The 18,687-nt window shown below is 53.1% G+C and carries 18 protein-coding genes and 1 tRNA gene; 5 read left to right on the top strand and 14 right to left on the bottom strand.

All coding sequences use genetic code 11. From position 1 onward, the window contains the following. The coding region (locus tag H6F46_RS15500) for a transposase (protein WP_242027764.1) at positions 1 to 286 on the top strand (286 nt) is incomplete at its 5' end. A gap of 23 nt (positions 287 to 309) precedes the next feature. Here the strand turns inward: H6F46_RS15500 and H6F46_RS15495 are convergent. The 12 genes from H6F46_RS15495 to H6F46_RS15440 all read right to left on the bottom strand — a co-directional run bounded on the left by H6F46_RS15495 (position 310) and on the right by H6F46_RS15440 (position 11,093). After that, positions 310 to 501, bottom strand: a complete 192-nt coding sequence (locus H6F46_RS15495; RefSeq protein ID WP_190355603.1) for a DUF29 family protein — start codon at positions 499 to 501, stop codon at positions 310 to 312. A 207-nt stretch (positions 502 to 708) separates the two neighbouring features. Next, a complete protein-coding gene (egtD, locus tag H6F46_RS15490) occupies positions 709 to 1,776 on the bottom strand; it encodes an L-histidine N(alpha)-methyltransferase (RefSeq protein ID WP_190355602.1) in 1,068 nt (355 codons plus the stop codon). Beyond that, a complete protein-coding gene (ovoA, locus tag H6F46_RS15485) occupies positions 1,767 to 3,263 on the bottom strand; it encodes a 5-histidylcysteine sulfoxide synthase (RefSeq protein WP_242027985.1) in 1,497 nt (498 codons plus the stop codon). Before ovoA ends, egtD begins: the two co-directional genes overlap by 10 nt. A 463-nt stretch (positions 3,264 to 3,726) precedes the next feature. After that, on the bottom strand, positions 3,727 to 4,389 hold the full coding sequence (locus H6F46_RS15480; RefSeq protein WP_190355615.1) for a Na(+)/H(+) antiporter subunit B: 663 nt from the start codon (positions 4,387 to 4,389) through the stop codon (positions 3,727 to 3,729). Further along, positions 4,389 to 5,120 (bottom strand): hydrogenase subunit MbhD domain-containing protein, encoded by a 732-nt coding sequence (locus H6F46_RS15475; RefSeq protein WP_190355601.1) that lies wholly within the window; start codon positions 5,118 to 5,120, stop codon positions 4,389 to 4,391. Before H6F46_RS15475 ends, H6F46_RS15480 begins: the two co-directional genes overlap by 1 nt. Beyond that, the gene (locus H6F46_RS15470; protein WP_234406442.1) at positions 5,117 to 5,413 is read right to left on the bottom strand and encodes a monovalent cation/H(+) antiporter subunit G; all 297 of its coding nucleotides are present in this window, start codon (positions 5,411 to 5,413) and stop codon (positions 5,117 to 5,119) included. Before H6F46_RS15470 ends, H6F46_RS15475 begins: the two co-directional genes overlap by 4 nt. A gap of 2 nt (positions 5,414 to 5,415) precedes the next feature. Then, positions 5,416 to 5,670, bottom strand: coding sequence for a hypothetical protein (locus H6F46_RS15465; protein WP_099531615.1), 255 nt, complete (start codon positions 5,668 to 5,670; stop codon positions 5,416 to 5,418). 57 nt (positions 5,671 to 5,727) lie between these two features. Then, positions 5,728 to 6,114: a Na+/H+ antiporter subunit E gene (locus H6F46_RS15460; protein ID WP_190355600.1), complete on the bottom strand. Its 387-nt coding sequence runs from the start codon at positions 6,112 to 6,114 to the stop codon at positions 5,728 to 5,730. Then, the gene (locus H6F46_RS15455) at positions 6,108 to 7,718 is read right to left on the bottom strand and encodes a cation:proton antiporter (RefSeq protein ID WP_206753594.1); all 1,611 of its coding nucleotides are present in this window, start codon (positions 7,716 to 7,718) and stop codon (positions 6,108 to 6,110) included. Before H6F46_RS15455 ends, H6F46_RS15460 begins: the two co-directional genes overlap by 7 nt. Before the next feature lie 422 nt (positions 7,719 to 8,140). After that, a complete protein-coding gene (locus tag H6F46_RS15450) occupies positions 8,141 to 8,479 on the bottom strand; it encodes an NADH-quinone oxidoreductase subunit K (RefSeq protein ID WP_190355598.1) in 339 nt (112 codons plus the stop codon). Between the two features lie 549 nt (positions 8,480 to 9,028). Then, on the bottom strand, positions 9,029 to 10,348 hold the full coding sequence (locus H6F46_RS15445; protein WP_370567171.1) for an ABC transporter substrate-binding protein: 1,320 nt from the start codon (positions 10,346 to 10,348) through the stop codon (positions 9,029 to 9,031). 655 nt (positions 10,349 to 11,003) lie between these two features. Then, positions 11,004 to 11,093, bottom strand: a tRNA-Ser gene (locus H6F46_RS15440). Between the two features lie 102 nt (positions 11,094 to 11,195). Between H6F46_RS15440 and H6F46_RS15435 the strand changes: the two genes are divergently transcribed. The 3 genes from H6F46_RS15435 to H6F46_RS15425 all read left to right on the top strand — a co-directional run bounded on the left by H6F46_RS15435 (position 11,196) and on the right by H6F46_RS15425 (position 13,960). Beyond that, the gene (locus H6F46_RS15435) at positions 11,196 to 11,366 is read left to right on the top strand and encodes a hypothetical protein (RefSeq protein WP_190355597.1); all 171 of its coding nucleotides are present in this window, start codon (positions 11,196 to 11,198) and stop codon (positions 11,364 to 11,366) included. 162 nt (positions 11,367 to 11,528) lie between these two features. Further along, positions 11,529 to 12,047, top strand: a complete 519-nt coding sequence (locus H6F46_RS15430) for an NYN domain-containing protein (protein ID WP_099531612.1) — start codon at positions 11,529 to 11,531, stop codon at positions 12,045 to 12,047. Positions 12,048 to 12,328: 281 nt separating this feature from the next. Continuing rightward, a complete protein-coding gene (locus tag H6F46_RS15425) occupies positions 12,329 to 13,960 on the top strand; it encodes a 2-isopropylmalate synthase (protein ID WP_190355596.1) in 1,632 nt (543 codons plus the stop codon). Positions 13,961 to 14,239: 279 nt separating this feature from the next. On the opposite strand, the gene H6F46_RS15420 is transcribed toward H6F46_RS15425, so the two are convergent. Together H6F46_RS15420 and thrC are read right to left on the bottom strand one after the other, a co-directional pair. Then, positions 14,240 to 14,515 carry a MoaD/ThiS family protein gene (locus H6F46_RS15420; RefSeq protein WP_099531610.1) on the bottom strand — a complete coding sequence of 92 codons (276 nt, stop codon included), beginning with the start codon at positions 14,513 to 14,515 and terminating at the stop codon, positions 14,240 to 14,242. A 361-nt stretch (positions 14,516 to 14,876) separates the two neighbouring features. After that, positions 14,877 to 16,229, bottom strand: a complete 1,353-nt coding sequence (gene thrC / locus H6F46_RS15415; protein ID WP_099531608.1) for a threonine synthase — start codon at positions 16,227 to 16,229, stop codon at positions 14,877 to 14,879. A 241-nt stretch (positions 16,230 to 16,470) separates the two neighbouring features. Between thrC and H6F46_RS15410 the strand changes: the two genes are divergently transcribed. After that, a complete protein-coding gene (locus H6F46_RS15410; RefSeq protein WP_190355595.1) occupies positions 16,471 to 18,618 on the top strand; it encodes an alpha/beta hydrolase in 2,148 nt (715 codons plus the stop codon). Positions 18,619 to 18,687 lie beyond the last annotated feature (69 nt).

The raw sequence follows: 18,687 nt of genomic DNA, 5'->3' as shown, positions 1-18,687 counted from the left end.
AGAGATTGGAGAACTGTATCGAAAGCGCTGGCAGATTGAGTTGCTATGGAAGTTCTTAAAGATGCATTTAAAATTAGATCAGCTCATTACGAAAAATCAAAATGGCGTAGCAATACAGATCTACATGGTCTTAATTGCTTATGCCATCTTGCAGTTAATAGAATTGCCGCAATTCTATAGTCAGACGCTACTAGATAAATTGCGATATTTGCAAGTTGTACTCGGTCGCTATGGCTCAATCAGTCATTGGAGCTATGATTTACTGCCAGAAACTCTTGTTGCCTAGAATATGAAGTTTTGTGTTTAGATTCAACACTTCTGCACCAAATTATGTTTAATGGCACGTTTATCGCTGCGGGCCATTGACTCTAATTCATCTAATAAATTATCCCAATCCACGTTGCCGTAGTCACGACGGCGCAGTTGTTCGATCGTTGCGTCTAACCAAAGGGCGTAGTCGCACTCATACAATGTTGCCAAATTGTCCCGGGCCACTGTCATCACTGTACCTCACGGAAACAAGCAAACTGAGAGGGCAAAAACGTTCACCCTCTCAATTTAGCAGTTCGCCTAAGAAAATGTCTTGACCTTCTTGGGGATCCAATCAAGTCTCGATGGATGATTGATGGTTTCTACTGTCAACCAGACTATCAACCAGACTATCAATCACATGAGCTTGATTGACGTTTGAAGAAAGGGGAACAGAATCTACGAACTGGTAGCTTGACACAACAGTAGTCCAAACCATTGCTGCGGATCGCTCCAGGTTTTGACGGCGGTGAGGCCGCGCTCTGCGAGTTGTTGGGGCAAGCGATCGAGCCGAAACTTGCGGGAAATTTCCGTCAAAATCGACTCCCCGGCTTGGAAGTTGGCGACAAAATCCAAGCGATCGAACTGCACTTGGCAATCGCGGTGACAATGGAGATACATCTCGATTTGCGAGTCTGCGGTGTTATAAACCGCTTCGTGACTGAAAGCATCGAGATCAAAATTGCCCCCAAAACGCCGGTTCAAATGAGCCAGCATGTTCAAGTTGAAGGCGGCCGTCACTCCCTGAGAATCGTTATAGGCTGCCTTGAGGATTTCCAGGTCTTTTTCAAGGTCAACTCCTAACAGGAAATAGTCACCGGGCTTGAGCGATTGGGCCACGCGATCGACAAAGCTGTTGAAGTCTGCGGGGGAGAAATTTCCCATCGAACTGCCCAAGAAAAACAACAGACGCGATCGCTCATTGCTGTGGGCTAAATAGTCCAAGGCCTGGTCATAGGTTCCCAACAGCCCCTGGATCCAAAATTCAGGATATTGCGATTGCAGTTGCACCACGCTGCTGTGCAAAATGCCGCCACTAATATCCACCGGGAGATAGTGGCAAGTGTCGGGGCGATCGGCCCAGAGCGATCGATAGGCATCCAACAGTAAGCGAGTTTTGGTGGAACTGCCGCTGCCCAATTCAATCAGTTCGTGGCTGTCGGTGATTGCAGCAATTTCGGTGGCATAGGTTTGCAAAATCCAAGCTTCTGTACGGGTTGGATAATATTCCGGAAGCTGGCAAATGTCCTCAAAGAGTTGCGATCCCCGATCGTCATAAAAATACTTGGGAGACAACTGCTTAGGGGTTTTGCTCAAGCCTTGGATCACCTCTGCCCCTTCTGGGGTGGCGGGCGCGTGGCTGTGATCCAAAACAATGATCGCCCCTGATCGAATATCCGCATCAACTGCTTCAGCGGTGTTTACAGGGCGCGATTGAACAGACGAAGACCGGCTTTCTAGTGGCATAAATCACTTGTTCCTTGGGCAATCCGAAAGCCCACATGTTGATAAAAATGAGGTCGAAACCAATTGCGATAGGATGGCAGGGCCATGGAGCCATTGGTGGCCCAAGAACCACCCAGCATCATCCGGTGATCTTCATCAAAAAAAGGCGCTGACTGATCCTCATAAAGGGGATGAGGTTCAAAGCCGGGTAATGGATTAAAAGCATCAGCAATCCATTCCCAAACATTGCCGCGCAAATCCGAAAGTCCTTGGGCGATCGCCCCGTTTGAATTGACCGCTCGGGGTGAGATCCATTGCCAGTGCAAATTGGGAGGCAATTCAGCCATAGGGCCTGAGTTTTGCCCGAAAGCCTGCCCAAAGTCTTGATCTAGATCTTGGATGAAAGGGCGATTGAAGTGGGGATCTGTTTGCTGATTCCAAGGCTGGAAATCATGACCTTGCGCAGGGTTTTGTGCCTTTGTTGTTGACCATTGCAATGCACGATTCCATTCCGCCTCGCTGAGCAGTCGCACGCCTTCACCCTTCCAGCGACAGAAGGCGATCGCCTCGTGATAATTCACTTCTGCGGGCCAGGCGAGGGGTAAATCACATTCAAAAAAGGTCGATCGATACCGGTAGTGATCGCCTTGCGGAATCCAAAATTTGGGGTGGGAAACCTGATGCATTTCGCGCCATTGCCAACCCTCGGCCGACCAGTAGGCTGCGTTTTGGTAGCCACCGGCTGCCACGAATGCTTGATACTCTTGGTTGGTGATGAGGAATTGGCTTGCCCGAAAGCTGGGCACTTCCACTGGGCGGCGACCATATTCACTATCCCAACCATAGGTTTGATCGGTTGGGGATTTTCCGAGGGTGACTGTGCCGCCGGGAATCAGGCGCATGGAATTTTGCGGTGCGGGCAAATCCGTTGGGGCGATCGACCAATCGGCCGGACATCGCAGGCGATCGAGGGGTAATTGGCGCAACAACATCGAAGAGGTTTCAATGTGAATCCGCTGATGCTCGATCGCCATCAACAGGGCCCAAAGGGGATGTTGGGGGTGAATGGGCAATTCAAAATCAACAGTCTGAATCACTTGCTCGATCGTGGCCTTGACCCGATCGCGATAGTCCCAAACAGCCGCCACTTCTGGCCATTGAATCTCGCCAATGACGGCATCCAATTCCGCAGCAGTGTTAGGATCAACCCCGATTTCAAACAACTGCTCATAGTCTGGGTTCAGCCGTTGTGACCACAGGCCAACCCGCACCAACTTATTGACATAAAAAACCGCTGAATGTCCTAAGTAGAAAATCAGCGGGTTGCGTAGGGGATCTGGTCGTAAATAAAAGGTTGCTGGCTCTGCCAAACTGCTTAGCAGCTTATCTTCTAAAGCCCAGGCATCCTGAAAATAATGCAGCAGTTCCTGCGAGCAACAACGGTCTAACCGTGGCACAGTTGGGGCTGAATTCATCCGAATGTCAGCCGGATTGGTTGCAACAGTCATATGGCTAGATCACCATGACGATTTCAAATGATCTGATCTCCAATGGTTTTAGCATTGGGCAATGACCCGAGCCATCCCTTGAAAATCAAGACTGAATTTTCCCCATTGCGGTCAAAACCGATCCAGAAGGATCGGTTGAGGTCGCTTGCTTTGCAGCGGGTCTTGCCCAATTAGGATTTCAATGAGGCAAGGGCAAAGATTTGGGGAACTGTGTTCCCATCCTCAGTCTGATTTTGGATCCTGAAGGGGAACTTCAGCAATTCTTCAGCGTTATGGGATCTATTTCTTCACAAAGTGTGATTGAACATTTCTTCACAGAGTGTGATTGAAATTCCCTTGAAGAATCGCTGTCAACAATTCGTTTTACAGGTCATGTCTACGCATCCCTTCCCAAGGTCGATCGGGGCGGCCAGCAGCATCACAGAAAACGATCAGTCGGATCACTCAACTGTAAAAGCCAAACCTAAAACAGTCCACGGTAGCGTATAAAAACTAACAGCGCCGCCCAAGATCCCAAGGCCACTTTCACTGCCACCAATAAGTTCAAGATTGGCAATAAACCGCCGCTGGCGAGGGTTCCTAACTCACCGTGGGGCAATTCATATCCAACTAAGGTGACGACAGCCAAAGCGATGAAAACGAGCACGGAAATTTTTTCCCAGGTGGCGGCTCGCCAGCGTTGATAAAGATTTTGCATCCAGTCTGGTGAAGCGGTAATGGTCACTAGGCCGATCGCAGTGCCCCCCGCCACGCCCGCTGCAAAACCACCGCCGGGGCTGAGGTGACCGCGAATTCCTAGCTCGATCGCGACCAGGGCGGCGATCGTGGCTCCTAACCGCGCCAGCACGATCGAGGGCTGATCCACCAAGCGTTGAATTGAGCAGGATGGATTTTCATTGGCCAATAGAAATTGCGATCCCATGATTGCAATTGTAAAAACCACCACCTCAAAAATGGTGTCGTATAACCGATTGCGAAAAATGATCCCCGAAACAGCATTCGGAACCCCGCTATCGGTCACCACTGCCTGCACAATTTCAGCTCCAATCACATCTGGCGCATAGTTGGGAAACAACACCATTTTGCAATAGAGCGCTAAGCCTGCCAGTACATAAATCCACTTAATCATGAGGGTTTGCGCTCCTGGGTAAGGGTGACGTTGGCTGACGAATCAGTTGATAAATTGGCTAATAAATTGGCTGACTGATGTGCTGACTGATAAGTAATGGTGGCCAAGTCTGACAGGGGCTTTTCCCGCATAATTTCGTAGAGCCGTTGAACGCGGGTGATGATTTGTGGCTTTCCGGAATGGGGCTGAGGCGCTGTTGAGTCTTCAGGGGCACTTAAAAGACTGGATGTGGGTGCATAGATGGCATGAACTTCCCGATCGCCCAAGGCTCGCTGGAGTGCCGTCAGGCTAGGATAGGGAACCAATTCAATGCGAAGGTAAAAGGGCTTGAATGTATTTGCTAAACATTCCACCACCGTGGGATCTAATTCCCCATTGGCAGACTCTTGGGTTAAGTCAGGTGCGTGGGTTTCCGGGTCTAAATGCAGTAGATGAGGCGGGGTAACGATGGTTGGATCTTCTAGATATCCTAACTGCAAAACCAAGGACGATCGCACAGCAATTGCATATAGGGTAATTGCCAGTAATGTGCCCATCAGTGCTTCCGTTAAAGACACATCAGCAGCACCTAAAACCGCATAAACAGCCGCCGCCAAAGCGCCCAAAATGCCACGAATCACCAGTGCATGGTAAGGATTCGATTGAAAAATTACCATCGCTGCCGAGAGCGGCAACAACGCAGTGATCACATAAATTGGCAGATCATTAACCCAGTTCAACTCATTCATGGTTGGTCTCCGCTGGTGGAGCAGTAGGCCAAAACATAGCCCAACATGGTGTTCCAAACGGCCAAACAAATCATGGCCAAAATGAGCAATGGCCACTCATTGGGAATCTTTAATAACAATCCAAACACGATCGCCAAAGATCCCAAGGTGTCCGACACCGATAAGCCGTGTAATTTAAAAAGCACCGATCGGCGGGTGAGTAATTGGGTTGTGCCCCAAAACCAAAACACCATCCCGCCCACTAAACAAAGATTGCTGATGCCATCAACCAAAGGCAGTTCTGTCCAGGTCATGTTTAGGCTTCTCCCATTCGTTTCAAAACGTTAGCCAACAGCATTAATCCAGCATTGCCCACGCTCAACACAATCACGGCTACGACCCCGATCGACCAATCATCTCGCTGCACTGAAACCAGCAAAATGGCAATTGAAACCTTGCTGGAAACACTCGACAGGGCCAACATCTTTTGCCAAACGTCTTCTTCTGTGCAGGCTTTATAAATTGGAATTAACAAAGCCAAAATGGCAGCAATCAAAATGGCATTGGTCATGGTGAATTGAGCAACCTGAGTCAGGAAGTTGAGCAGTCACGGCGAAGCAATCAAACCCTAGGGATCAATTTTGTGAACGGCATAGCCGGTTTCTTTGTCGTATCGGCAAACGATGGTTTTGGGGGTGAAGGTAATGAGAAAGATGTCCAAAAAAATTAGTTGGGTCGATCGCCGCTGAGGAACCTGTTCCCAAACAATGCTTTCCCGACGATGGGGACGGAACATAATTTCAATGGATTCGATATAGGCCATGGGAATGGCGGTCACGATCTTCCAGAAAACGGTGAGCCAATCTTTGAGGCGATCGGGCGCAAAGGATTGACGCGGCAAAAGCACAGCAACCACAATCCCGATCGCGAGGTTGACCCCACTGCCATCGGCTGTTAGCAACAACCAAATCAGAAGGCGAAATAAAATAATTGCGAGCCGGCCGATCTTTACCATGACAATGCCATCCAAAACAGCACAACAGACGTTAAACTCATGGCCCCCACCAGGTGATCAAATTCTTCGGCCACCTGAGGTAATTTCACAGTGCTTTGACGAATCACAACCCAATAGATTAGCCAGCCTGCGGCAATGGTTAAACCGGCCTTGCTGGCACTATCCACCGTATAAGCCGCTCCATAAAAACCATTGGCCAGCACCAGGCTTCCGAGTAGCAAACTCACAGCAATCCAAAGCCCAGACTTGGGAGCTGTGGCGGCTGCTTTGAGTTCTAAATTAGCGGCACTCGTGCCAGAAAAATTGAGGTTTTGAGTAGCCAAATTTGATGTGGCTAACGTTGAGCTAGCCATGACGGCCACTTCGGGTTTCGGTAGAGCATGGGCAGTGATTTGACCTGCTCCTTGGTCACCGCTGACGGCTTTGTCAAGGGATGGGAATCCATTGGGTTTGAGGAAGATGAATTTCGCAAAAGAAATGGCTGTCCCGATCGCGGCTGCGTTCATCAGCATGGTTTGCCAAGGTTGCAGTTCTTTCAGGGTTAAGGCCTTGGCCGCAAAACCAGCCAAAAGGGGCAATCCAGAAATTGACAAACTAGCCAGCAGCAACCCAACCCAAAGGGTGCGATCGATCGTTTGGCTCTTTAGAATCTTGAAGTTGCGGCTGGGCAAAGAACCCGCCAATAAAAACAAACAGGACTTCACCAAACCATGGGTGAGGGCATAAAATCCACCGACCAAGGGCGCGGCCAAAACAAACCCCAACTGCGAAATGGTGTGAAAAGCCAACATTCGCTTGGTGTCCTTTTCAAACATGGCGTAGCTAACCCCTAAAAGGGCTGTTGCGACCCCAAAAATTCGGACAATTAAATCCAAATCATCAGATACGAAAGCGCAGCGTAATAAAGGCAAAATACTGGCTTTAATGGCAATTCCCGAAAGCAGGGCTGAAACGGAGGTTTCTGATTCTGAGTGGGTGAGCGGTAGCCACAAGCCGGAGATAAAAACCCCCCCTTTCACCAGCAGTCCCAAAAAGATGAGGGCGATCGCCTCCGGTGGAGCCTTGGCAAGACCTGCTAGGGCAAAGGAATGTTGATGTTGATAAACGGAAACTGCCCCCACCAGGTAAAACAACATGGCAGCATTGCTAATGAAGAGATAGCGCAGGGCGACCCAAATGGAGCGATCGCTGCGGGGATAGGCAATGAGCAAAAAAGCCGCAATGCCGCTAACCTCCAGGGCAATATAAATGCTGACTAAATCAGCACAAATAAATGCCGCATTGAGGCTGCCATGGAGCATTAACAATTGGCTGTAGAAAAAAGCTTTTTTGGGGCTTTGCCAGGAATAGCACAAGACTGCGAGGGTGACGATCGCATTGGTCAAAATGAAAAAAGCCGCCAAGGAATCGGCAACCAAAGTCACCCCAAACCGATCCAAGAGGGTTAGCGGCAAGGGAGCATTGGCGGTTAACAGTAGCCCGGCATAAACCGCTGAGGTGACGGCGACCAGCAGGGACAAGACTCGATCGAGCTTGGGCAGCAGGGCAATTACAAACCCCACCATCAGGGAAAAAACAACCCAGCCAACGGTTAAAGGTTCCAAGATAGAAGATGCAAGCATGGTGGCTTCTGGGGGTGGTAAATGAGCCATCAAGGGGCTATTAGCGACTCAATCTAGGGGAGGACTAGCTCAGTGCGCGATCGCGCCATCTGAACCATCGTTGAGCCATTGAAGATGCTGAGAATTGACGGAGTTTGGGCAAGCAACGCCGCTCAACTCAGCAAGCATTTGTGGGGTGATGGATGGTCAACGGGACAGTTGACCAAGGGGTGAATTCAGACTTAACCCAAAGTTAATTGGAATTTAAACCTGAACCCATAGGCAACCGAATCAAGAGCCATGAAACCAGGATCAATTCAGATGAATTACTTGAAACTAATTTCAACGAAATTAACTGAAAATTAGTTGCTAGTTGATCTGGATAAATCCTTTATTGAGGATCGATTTAAAAACCAGTGAGCGGCCTATCGCTGATTGTTTTTTTCAATTTCAGCCGTTTCCAGGGTTGGGTTATCCCGCGCTAACTTCATCACGCCCACCAGCATCAGTGCTTGGATGGAAAAGCCAATTACGATCGCCGTCAAAATCACCGCTTGGGGCACTGGATCTGCATAGGTCACATCACGGGGAGGTGATTGCAAAATGGGTGTAAATAGACCCGATCGCGCCGCTATAAGCACATAGTAGGCAATGACACCTGTGCTCATGACATCCATCGCAACAATCTTCATGACTAGATTTTTCTTTAAAACCATCCCGAAAAATCCTAATAAAATAGTGGCAAAAATAAATCCTTCTAACATGGCTCATTACTCTATGGTGAAGGTCATTTGAATCAGCAATTCTGAAAGCAAACTAATGCAATGAAAGATGACTTAGGACAGATTGAACAGATTGATTAGAGCAAGTTGCACAGATTGCTGAGACAAAACAATCCGATCATATTCTGACGGAATGCCTGGGCAAAGAAGTTGGAAATGTCCAGGGCGATGAAAAACGGCTTGGGCCTACTTAGCCCATTCAAATTAAATAGGGTGTTGCTGTAACCAGATGATCTGATTACTCTTTTTTAGTACTGACTTAACGACTATACTATGGAGCGCTTGAGGATTGATCGCCTTGGTCAATTAGAGACTGACATAAAAACTTAATTGTTTGATTGAATTTTCCTATTTGAATCTGGATCAATGGGTGCTGTTTGGAAAGGGGCAGGGACAGGAAGCACGCCACCGCAATCAATAGGGCGATCGAGTGGCCCATTGCAGCCTGCTCGATCGCCCCAGTGGCACTCAGTGCCCAGTGATATGAAGTTTGTTGAAGCTTGATTGGGTTTGACGAGATTCGATCGCCCCCTATTGCAACTTCACCTTGCCCTTAATCGAAATCTTGCCGTCACTCTCCACATTCCAAACGTCGTAGTTCCCCACCACGTCGCCGTTTTCGTCAATGTCCACGTTGCCGCTTGTGCCCTGGTAGTTAATCTTCTTGCCCGCTTTCAGCAACTCCAGCCCCTTGCAGACATCGGTAACCGCTTCCCCGTCGCCGCTAGACACTTCCCGAATCTTGCTTTGGATCCCTGTGCCTGTGTTTTCGCCGGCCGCCTGGGCTGCCAAGGCCATCAACATCACCGCATCCCAGGTTTGGGGCACAAAAGCGGCGGGGGCCTTGTTCAGCTTCCGTTGCACCAACTCCGTCAGGGCCGTGAGGCTTTCACCGTCGGCTCCGGGCACTGTCCCGATCGCCCCGGCCACAATCGGCTTCCCATCGGATCCCATTCCCACCTGTTTCGCCAGGTCGTCCGTTTTCATGCCGTCCGTCAGCATGATTTGCACCCCCTTGCTCAGGCCCTGCTCATAGGCTGCCTTCAACAACAGGGCCCCGCTTTCCACATAAAGAATTGCCGCCACCGCGTCGGGTTTTTGGCTGAAGGCCGCGTTCACTTCCGATTCAAAGGTGGCCGCCTTGGGGTCATAGCGGGTGGGTTTGGCTTCGTTGACCACCGTGCCGCCCAGTTTTTTGAACGCAGCGATGAATTTTTGCTCAAAGCCCACGCCGTAATCGTTATTAATCACGATCGTGGCAACCCGCTTGTGGCCCCGCTCAAAGGCCAGCTTGGCCAGTGCTTCGGCCTGGTAGGTGTCCGGCGGGGCCGTTCGGGCCCAAAATCCTTGGAATTCGCCTTTTTTCGCCCGTTCCGTGAATACGGGGCTGGTGCTGCCGGGCGAAATCATCATCACCTTGTTGCGCACGGCCACATCCACCGCCGCGCCGGAAACACTGCTGGCAAAGGAGCCAACCACCCCGGCCACCTTGTCCACTTCCACCAGCTTGGTCATGCCTTCCACGCCCACGGTCGGATCCGTTTGGTCATCGGCCAGCACCAGGCTCACGGGTTTGCCGTTCACGCCCCCGCAGGCGTTAATGGTTTCCACAGCCAGGGGCAAAACCTCTGACATGGGTTGCCCGATCGACTGTAAATCGCCTGTGGTGGGCAACAGGGCCCCCAACTTCAGCCCATCGGCAGGCGCAGCGGCTTCCGGGCTGCCTCCGGCGGGGGATGTGTTGGGCTGTCCGGCACAGGCTCCGAGCAAACTGGTCAAGGCCGCCACGGCCATCAGGGCGGGCCAGGCGCGACGCGGCTGTCTGGCTCGCGAGGTCAATTGTGGTTTCATGGGGTCGTGATGCTCGGGCATCGCAGTCATGGTCATTCACTCCTCAAGAATTGGAAAACCCAATGCGGCCTAGTCTTAGCCCGTTCTGGCTCGATCGAGCAAATCGATCGCCCAGGAGTCTCGGCCCTGAGTTTGCTCCTGGGTTGATCAAATTAATTGATCAGATTAGTTGATCGAATGAGTTGATCAAATCAGGGGCCGGTCTGAAGCCCAGGCGGATTTAATCTCTCAATCTAATATTCCGGCTCGATCTCTGAAACTGATCCCTAGAATTCATCTCTAGAACTCATCTCTGCAATCCATGAGTGTTCCATGCGCTCATGCATCTCAATGATTGCCCCTGAGGGATGTCTGAAAAGTATCTTTGGAGACTGGCAAAGCACCCATAATCGTGGATGCCAGGCATTGCAGCCCTTTAGCTCCGTCGATCGACCACGGATTAATTTTGGCTGTTCAGATTTGGCTGATCGAAGATCCGCTCAGGCTGATGGATTTTTAGGAATATTTTTAGAAATATTTTTAAAATATCTGTGAGTGATGACTATCCTGATCGCGCTTGAACAGTCATTGGCAGCTATTTGCCATTCTATTGATAATGGCTCGGCCTTGATGGTTCGACCTTGAACCCAGACCCTAGCTCAAAGCCTGTTCAGAACGGAGAGAGAGGGATTCGAACCCTCGGAGAGTCTAAACGACCCTCAACAGATTAGCAATCTGCCGCTTTCGACCACTCAGCCATCTCTCCAGAAGGCGCTGTGTTGACAACGCGAGCTACATAGTAGCAGAGTTTTTTTGATTCTGTGAAGGGTTTTGGGAACAGTTTCAATTTTTTTGTTTTCAGGGAGCCATGACCAGCCGCGATCGTGGTGAGTCAGTTTCGGGGCGCGGTGTTCTCAGCGGTGGCCGCAAAGGATTGCTTGTGGGGGCGATCGGGCGATTCGGCCTCTCGGTGGTTTGTGTAAAAGTTAAGGAATATGTAAAAGTTAAGGAATATTATGAAGTGCTAGGCTCAAATTAGGCAGCTCACGGCGCGATCGCTCCCGCTGTATCGGGGTCTCAAGCATCAGCCAACCCTAACCCTCAGCCAGCCCCTTCGTTAGACCAAGCTGCCATACGCTAGCGTCTAAATCCCTAAACACTTCTCAAAACATCTGAATCAACCAGCTAGGCTTCCTTCTCTATGACAATTAATACCGCCCGTCTATCCATTTTTGTGGATGGCAACAATATGTTTTATGCCCAGCAAAAGAATGGCTGGTTTTTCGATCCTCGGCGGGTTCTTGAATATTTCACCGAACCAGCTAATGTGCAATTGATTAATGCCTTTTGGTATACGGGGCTGAAGGATCCTCAGGATCAACGGGGATTTCGGGATGCATTGATTAATCTGGGCTACACGGTTCGCACCAAATTGCTGAAGGAATATTACGACGACAAGTCTGAGCGCTATTCCCAAAAGGCGAACCTGGACATTGAAATCGTGATTGATATGTTCAACACTGTGGATCAATATGATGCAGTGGTGTTGTTCAGTGGGGATGGGGACTTTGAGCGGGCGATCGAGCTGTTGCGCTCCAAAAACACCCATATCACCGTGGTTTCCACCGAAGGGATGATCGCCCGGGAACTGCGCAATGCAACCGATCGCTACATTGACTTGAACGACATCCGCCGCAAAATCGAAAAGTCGGATTATTAACCGATGACTATTCATCGGGACTTCAGCGATCGCTGACTGTGGGCGCACAGCGGTGCGCCCCTACCTGGTTGAATTGTCCAGAGCTTTGAGGGGTGGACTCGGTACGCCCATCCCATTGACTGATTACAATCCCGATCGCCCCTTGCGCGATCGGCAACCAAAATCGTTAGAATAAACCCCATGGGCGCAACCTAAATTTAGCGTTGCGCTTTTGCATTTTTGGTTGTCCCTTATGAACAGTTGTCCGCATTGGTCGCGGCCGATTCCTCGGAGGTAATTTCATGACCGCTCAGTCTGCTGGCCCGGTAATTAATCCCGATCGCGTTTTGATTTTTGACACCACCCTGCGTGATGGCGAACAGTCGCCCGGCGCATCGCTGAACGTCGAAGAAAAGCTAACGATCGCCCGCCAGCTAGCTCGACTGCAAGTGGACATCATCGAAGCTGGTTTTCCCTTCTCCAGCCCCGGGGACTTCGATGCCGTCCAGCGGATTGCCGCCGAGGTGGGAACCCCCAACGGCCCGACCATTTGCGGCTTGGCCCGCGCCCGCAAGGAAGACATTCAAACGGCGGCCGCGGCCCTGAAGGAAGCGTCGAAGTGGCGGATCCACACCTTCATCGCCACTTCTGACATCCACATGAAGTACAAGCTCAAAAAAGAGCGGCCGGAAGTGGTGGCGATCGCTGAAGAAATGGTGGCCTACGCCAAGAGCTTCACCAACGATGTGGAATTTTCGCCGGAGGATGCGGGTCGCAGCGATCCGGAATTCCTCTATGAAGTGCTGGAACGGGCGATCGCCGCTGGGGCGACCACGGTGAACATTCCCGATACCGTGGGCTACACCACCCCCGACGAGTTCGGGGCCCTAATTCGCGGCATCAAGGAAAATGTGCCGAACATCGATCAGGCGGTGATTTCCGTCCATGGTCACAACGACTTGGGCTTGGCGGTGGCCAACTTCCTGGCGGCAGTCCAAAACGGCGCGCGTCAGTTGGAATGCACTCTGAACGGCATTGGTGAACGGGCGGGCAATGCCTCCCTGGAAGAATTGGTGATGGCGCTGCATGTGAGGCGATCGTTCTATAACCCGTTCTTTGGGCGATCGCCGGAGTCGGAAGAACCCTTGACCGGCGTGAACCTGAAGGAGATCTACCGCACCTCGCGCATGGTCTCGCAACTGACGGGCATGATCGTCCAGCCGAATAAGGCGATCGTCGGGGCCAACGCCTTCTCGCACCAGTCCGGCATCCACCAGGACGGGATGCTGAAGAACAAGCTGACCTACGAAATCATCGATGCCCAAACGATCGGGCGCACGGAAAACCAAATCGTCCTGGGCAAGCTGTCGGGCCGCAACGCCTTCGCCACGCGCCTGAAGGAGTTGGGTTTTGACCTGACCGAAACGGAACTGAACAAGGCCTTTGTGCGGTTCAAGGACGTGGCGGACAAGAAAAAGGAAGTGAGCGATCGGGATTTGGAGGCGATCGTCAACGACGAAATCCGCCAAGTGCCGGAACTCTACCGCCTGGAGCATGTGCAGGTATCCTGCGGCGATAAGTCCTGCCCCACGGCCACGGTCACGGTGCGGATGCCCGACGGGAGCGATCGCACCGATGCGGCCACCGGCACGGGCCCCGTGGATGCGGTTTACCGCGCCATCAGCCGGATCGCTCAAATCGACAACGACTTGATCGAGTTCTCCGTCCAATCCGTCACCGAAGGGATCGATGCGATGGGCGAAGTCACGATCCGGATTCGCCACGCGGACACGGTGTTTTCGGGCCATTCGGCCAACACCGACATCGTGGTGGCTTCCGCCCAAGCCTACGTCAGCGCCCTCAACCGGTTGGCAGCGGCCCTGCAAACGGAAGGGAAGCGCAATCCCCAAACGGAAACGGTCTCGATCGGGTAAGTCTTGCCCCATGAGTCCCTAATTTCCTAAATGGGGGCGATATTGGGGCGATCGATTGGGGGGTCAGGTTCAGCGCTTGACCCCCAGCCAAACCAAAAGAAAAAACGAGGATACCGCTAGGGTTCCCTCGTGTTGCCGCAAATTTAGTGAAGTCTATCGGATCCCGATCGCCCCAATTGATGCGCTAGGGCGATCGCCCGACTTTCTCCAAAGACTGAAAAAACTGAAAATTTAGGAAGCTGCCAACGGGGATTCCGAGGAATCAACCGCAGCCTTGGTTTAACCGCCCGCGACGGCCGGCACGATGCTCACCTCATCGCCGTCGGCCAGGCTGGTGGCTTGGCCATCCAGGAAGCGGATGTCTTCGCTGTTCACGTAGACATTCAGGAAGCGGCGGAGTTTGCCTTGCTCATCGCAAATGCGCTCCTTAATTCCTGGACAGCTTTCTTCCAGGGAATTGATCATCGCGTCGATCGTGTCGCCGCTGCATTCGATTTCGGCCCGATCCTCGGTGAATTTTTGCAGCGGGGTAGGAATCAAAACTTTAATGGCCATGGTCGTGCAGATTCAGAAACTCAGAACAACGCAAAAAAAAGGGCAGGCGATCGAATCAATCATCGAATCGTGACAACGAATCGTGATTGCGAGTCGTGACGACGAATCATGATTGCGAACAATCAACAACAGTCAAAAGCAAGCCCGCCAACAGTAGGCACGAATCGCCCGAGATTGGCCCTAGCCTCCTAACCTCACCCCAGTGGGATTCGGTGGTGGGGTTCGGTCGGCCGCCGCTTGGGCTGGCCAGGTCAGTGGACAGGCTCCCCATGGGCAAGAGCCATGAGCGCGTGACCAACTCCCGCGCGGTGGGGGTGATTCACAACCCAAGCCGCGAATCACCCGGTTTTTGGGAAAATCCCTAGACCAAAACCTGTTGCCACTCCAGGCGATCGAGCGTGCGGGCCCGATCCCAAGCACGCTCAAAGCTATCCAGCTTTGGATCAATTTCCAACGGTTGACCCGCATGGCTTTGAACCGCCTCTTGGGTTTTCAGACCGTTGCCGGTGATGTAAACCACCGTGGTTTCGTCGGGGTTAATCTTGCCCGCTTCCACCAATTTCTTCAAGACGGCGATCGTCGTACCGCCAGCGGTTTCCGTGAAGATGCCTTCGGTTTCCGCCAGCAGCTTGATGCCTTCCACGATTTCCTCGTCGGTGGCGGTTTCAATGTGGCCGCCGGTTTTGCGGGCTTGCTCCACCGCATAGATCCCATCAGCGGGGTTCCCGATCGCGATCGACTTGGCGATCGTGTTGGGCTTCACGGGGGCAATAAAGTCCCGCTCTTCCTTGAAGGCCGTGGCGATCGGGTTGCAGCCCTCCGCCTGGGCCCCGCTACACTTCACGGGCTTCGATTCCACCAAGCCCGTGGCGATCAGCTCTTGGAAGCCCTTGTGGATTTTCGTGAACAGGGAGCCAGAAGCCAACGGAGCCACAATGTGATCCGGCAGTTGCCAACCCAACTGTTCCGCCACCTCGAAGCCCAAGGTCTTGGAACCTTCAGAGTAGTAAGGACGCAGGTTGATGTTCACGAAGCCCCAGCCGTAGCTGTTGGCCACTTCCGAGCAAAGACGGTTCACTTGGTCATAGTTACCGCGCACCGCCATCACGGTGGGGTTATAGATCAACGTGCCCAACACCTTGCCCGATTCCAGGTCAGCGGGAATGAACACGCAGCATTCCAAACCCGCGTGGGCTGCGATCGCCGCTGTGGAGTTAGCCAAGTTGCCGGTGCTGGCGCAGGAAACCGTGGTGAAGCCCAGCTCGCGAGCGCGGGTCAGGGCCACGGACACCACCCGATCCTTGAAACTCAAGGTGGGCATGTTCACCGCATCGTTCTTGATATAGAGGTTCTTGAGACCCAAACGACGAGCCAGGCGGTTAGCCTTCAGGAGGGGAGTCATGCCCGTACCCACGTCGATCGGGTCGCTGCCTACGGGCAGAAAATCTTTGTAGCGCCAGATGGAGTTCGGGCCGGCCGCGATCTTTTCGCGCGATACGTTGCGGGCGATCGCCTCGTAGTCATACTTCACTTCCAGCGGGCCAAAGCACAACTCGCACACATGCATGGCGGTGGCTTCGTATTCAGCACCACATTCTTTGCACTTCAGGTGCGTAAAGTGGCCGCTGTGGCTATGGTGGCCATCGGCTGGGTGGCTGTGCTGATGATCGGGCGATTCGGTAGCGGTGCGGCGGGTATCGAGAACTCCAGTCATGGGGCGGTTTCGCTCCTGTTTTGCGGCAACGGGATTAGGGAGTATCCCATCGAATGCAGAAAGCGTATCACGGGTTACAAGGGGCCTGCAAACAATCCCGATTAAAAAAGTCGGGATTTGTTTTACACCTGTTTCAACGCCCAAAACCCGGATCTGTAAAGGGATATGTCGATCGCCCGCCATCGGTTAAGCTATCGATCGCACCTTGCTACAAAATTTTTATTTTTCTTAAGAAACTGTGATGGTTATCGGGCGGAGGGGGCGTTGGTGGCAACGGTGGGCATGGATATCGGGCTGCACCGTGGCGGTGACCCTTGTGGGGGAAGGGTTTTTATCCAGTGTTTCCGCCGAGGATTTTTCTGGTGTCTCCTCACGGCCGATCGCCCGGTTCCAATCGGCTGCGATCGAAGTAATCCAAGCTAGTGCGACTCAACTCGGTGCGATTCAACCCGGTGCGATCCAATCCGACATGACTCGGCCCAGTGCAGTCGTGGGTCAATTTGAAGCGGCCCCTTGCCCATCGCTGCTGCGCACCGAGGCCTTGGCTCGGTTGGGCGATCGGTTGCGCTGTGGCTTTGTGACCGTGCCGGAGCGCCACGCCAACCCCACGGGGCCAACGATTCGCCTGGCCGTGGCCCAAATTCGCAGCGATCGCCCCCAGGCCCAACCGGATCCACTGGTGATGGCCCAAGGGGGGCCCGGTGGTTCCACCCTGATGCTGCTGGAACCTTGGTGGGAAGCCATTGCCGCCACGCCGGGCCTGAGCGATCGGGACTTGGTGCTGATTGAGCAACGGGGCACGCAATTTTCCCAGCCCTATTTGTTTTGCCAAGAAATCTACGAGGTCGATCGACAGATTGCGCCCCAACTGCCCCAGCTCAGCGAGGAAACCATCAACCAAAAAACCCTGGCGGCCTATGGGGCCTGTCGCGATCGACTCTTGGGCCAGGGGATAGACCTGGGAGCCTATAACAGTTGGGAAAATGCTGACGATATCCCGCTGGTGATGTCTGCCCTGGGCTATGGCCGCTTCAATTTCTATGGGGTGTCCTACGGGACAATGCTGGGCCAACACCTGATGAAGCGCCATCCCGATCGACTGCGGAGCGTGATCTTAGATGCGGTGGTTCCCCTAAACACCAACTACATCACCGAATCCTTGCGCAGTCACGATCGGGCCCTGCGGCAACTGTTTGAACAATGCCGACGATCGCCCGTTTGCCAGCGGGAATATCCCCGTCTGCAAGAAACCTTCCAAGCCGTGGTGGCCCAACTGGAGCGCCAGCCCATCACCACCGAAGGCTTTGACGCGATCGCCTATGTGGATGCGCAATTGCAAGCGGGGCGATCGGGCCGAGTCCTGGCCGACAATGGTGAGCAATTTTGGCGCACCGTGGCGATCGACGGCGATGGGCTGGTTAACCTGGTCATTTCAGCGCTCTACGACAGCAGCTTAATTCCGCAACTCCCGGAATGGCTGCGCGAAATGCGATCGGGCGACTGGTCTTCCCTCACGGAGCTAGCGTCCGATTGGTTCAGCCCCCTAGCCGACGGAATGCAACAATCGGTGCTTTGTGCTGAAGAAGCCGGATTCACCACCCCCGGAACCACCGACTTGGGCAGCATTCTGCCGGAATTGCGCTCCCTCAGTACCGATCCGCAAGAATTTCTAGACAGTTGCCGCCTCTGGCCTGTCCCCACCTTGGGCCCCGAAGCCAACCGCCCCGTGAGCACCGATATTCCAACCCTGTTGCTGTCGGGCAACTTAGATCCGGTCACGCCGCCACCCTTTGGCAATCAGGTGGCAGCCAGCCTGTCCCACGCCTATCACTACACCTTTCCCGGGTTGGGCCATGGGGCCTTTGCCAGCAGTGATTGCGCCAACCGCCTGGTTCGCGATTTTTTGCGCGATCCAAACCAAGCTCCCGATGGGCGTTGTGCGGCTCAGGTGCAATTTATGCCCCAAGTGCCGATGATTCCTGCCCTGCACGCGATCGCGGTGTGGGGGACGCGAGTTCGATCGCTCGTCCCCTTGGGCTGGCAGCGAGATTCGATCTTGACCAACCTGTGGCGATCGCCCGAAACAGAACCGAATGAAGGCCGCATCAGCTTCACGTGGGTGGTGGGCGAAACCGGCCCCCAAGCCTTGCGACGGCTGGGGCTGACCGTGCCCTTGACCGCCCAAGGATCCCGGCAGGTGGGCGGGCGCACTTGGCAGCTTTATGCCAGTCCCCAAAGCCCGGTGCAGGTGGCCGCCACCACCGAAGGCCAGGATACGTATCTCATTGCAGTGGAAAGCTTGCGCCAGCGATCGCGCCAAGCCATTTTGCAAGGGGCGATCGCCGGGTTTCAACTGGCCCCCGCCATTGCATTGCCGCCCAAGCCATAACCCTGGACTGATTAACTGATTAGTACCGATTAATTAGGCCTGAGCCTCTGAGTGCCAGCTCCTGAGTGC

The sequence above is a fragment of the Limnothrix sp. FACHB-1083 genome (genome assembly GCF_014696485.1).
In the GTDB taxonomy this organism is placed as follows: Bacteria; Cyanobacteriota; Cyanobacteriia; order CACIAM-69d; family CACIAM-69d; genus CACIAM-69d.
The sequence above is the reverse complement of the archived record's forward strand: the minus strand, read 5'-3'. Positions and strand labels throughout refer to the sequence as shown.

Coding starts and splice junctions, on each gene's coding strand:
- H6F46_RS15410 (WP_190355595.1), top strand. CDS start 16,471: ATGGTTATCGGGCGGAGGGGGCGTTGGTGGCAACGGTGGGCATGGATA.
- H6F46_RS15465 (WP_099531615.1), bottom strand. CDS start 5,670: ATGACCAATGCCATTTTGATTGCTGCCATTTTGGCTTTGTTAATTCCA.
- H6F46_RS15475 (WP_190355601.1), bottom strand. CDS start 5,120: ATGAATGAGTTGAACTGGGTTAATGATCTGCCAATTTATGTGATCACT.
- egtD (WP_190355602.1), bottom strand. CDS start 1,776: ATGCCACTAGAAAGCCGGTCTTCGTCTGTTCAATCGCGCCCTGTAAAC.
- H6F46_RS15430 (WP_099531612.1), top strand. CDS start 11,529: ATGACAATTAATACCGCCCGTCTATCCATTTTTGTGGATGGCAACAAT.
- ovoA (WP_242027985.1), bottom strand. CDS start 3,263: ATGACTGTTGCAACCAATCCGGCTGACATTCGGATGAATTCAGCCCCA.
- H6F46_RS15420 (WP_099531610.1), bottom strand. CDS start 14,515: ATGGCCATTAAAGTTTTGATTCCTACCCCGCTGCAAAAATTCACCGAG.
- H6F46_RS15435 (WP_190355597.1), top strand. CDS start 11,196: ATGACCAGCCGCGATCGTGGTGAGTCAGTTTCGGGGCGCGGTGTTCTC.
- H6F46_RS15460 (WP_190355600.1), bottom strand. CDS start 6,114: ATGGTAAAGATCGGCCGGCTCGCAATTATTTTATTTCGCCTTCTGATT.
- thrC (WP_099531608.1), bottom strand. CDS start 16,229: ATGACTGGAGTTCTCGATACCCGCCGCACCGCTACCGAATCGCCCGAT.
- H6F46_RS15425 (WP_190355596.1), top strand. CDS start 12,329: ATGACCGCTCAGTCTGCTGGCCCGGTAATTAATCCCGATCGCGTTTTG.
- H6F46_RS15450 (WP_190355598.1), bottom strand. CDS start 8,479: ATGTTAGAAGGATTTATTTTTGCCACTATTTTATTAGGATTTTTCGGG.
- H6F46_RS15445 (WP_370567171.1), bottom strand. CDS start 10,348: ATGAAACCACAATTGACCTCGCGAGCCAGACAGCCGCGTCGCGCCTGG.
- H6F46_RS15495 (WP_190355603.1), bottom strand. CDS start 501: ATGACAGTGGCCCGGGACAATTTGGCAACATTGTATGAGTGCGACTAC.
- H6F46_RS15470 (WP_234406442.1), bottom strand. CDS start 5,413: ATGACCTGGACAGAACTGCCTTTGGTTGATGGCATCAGCAATCTTTGT.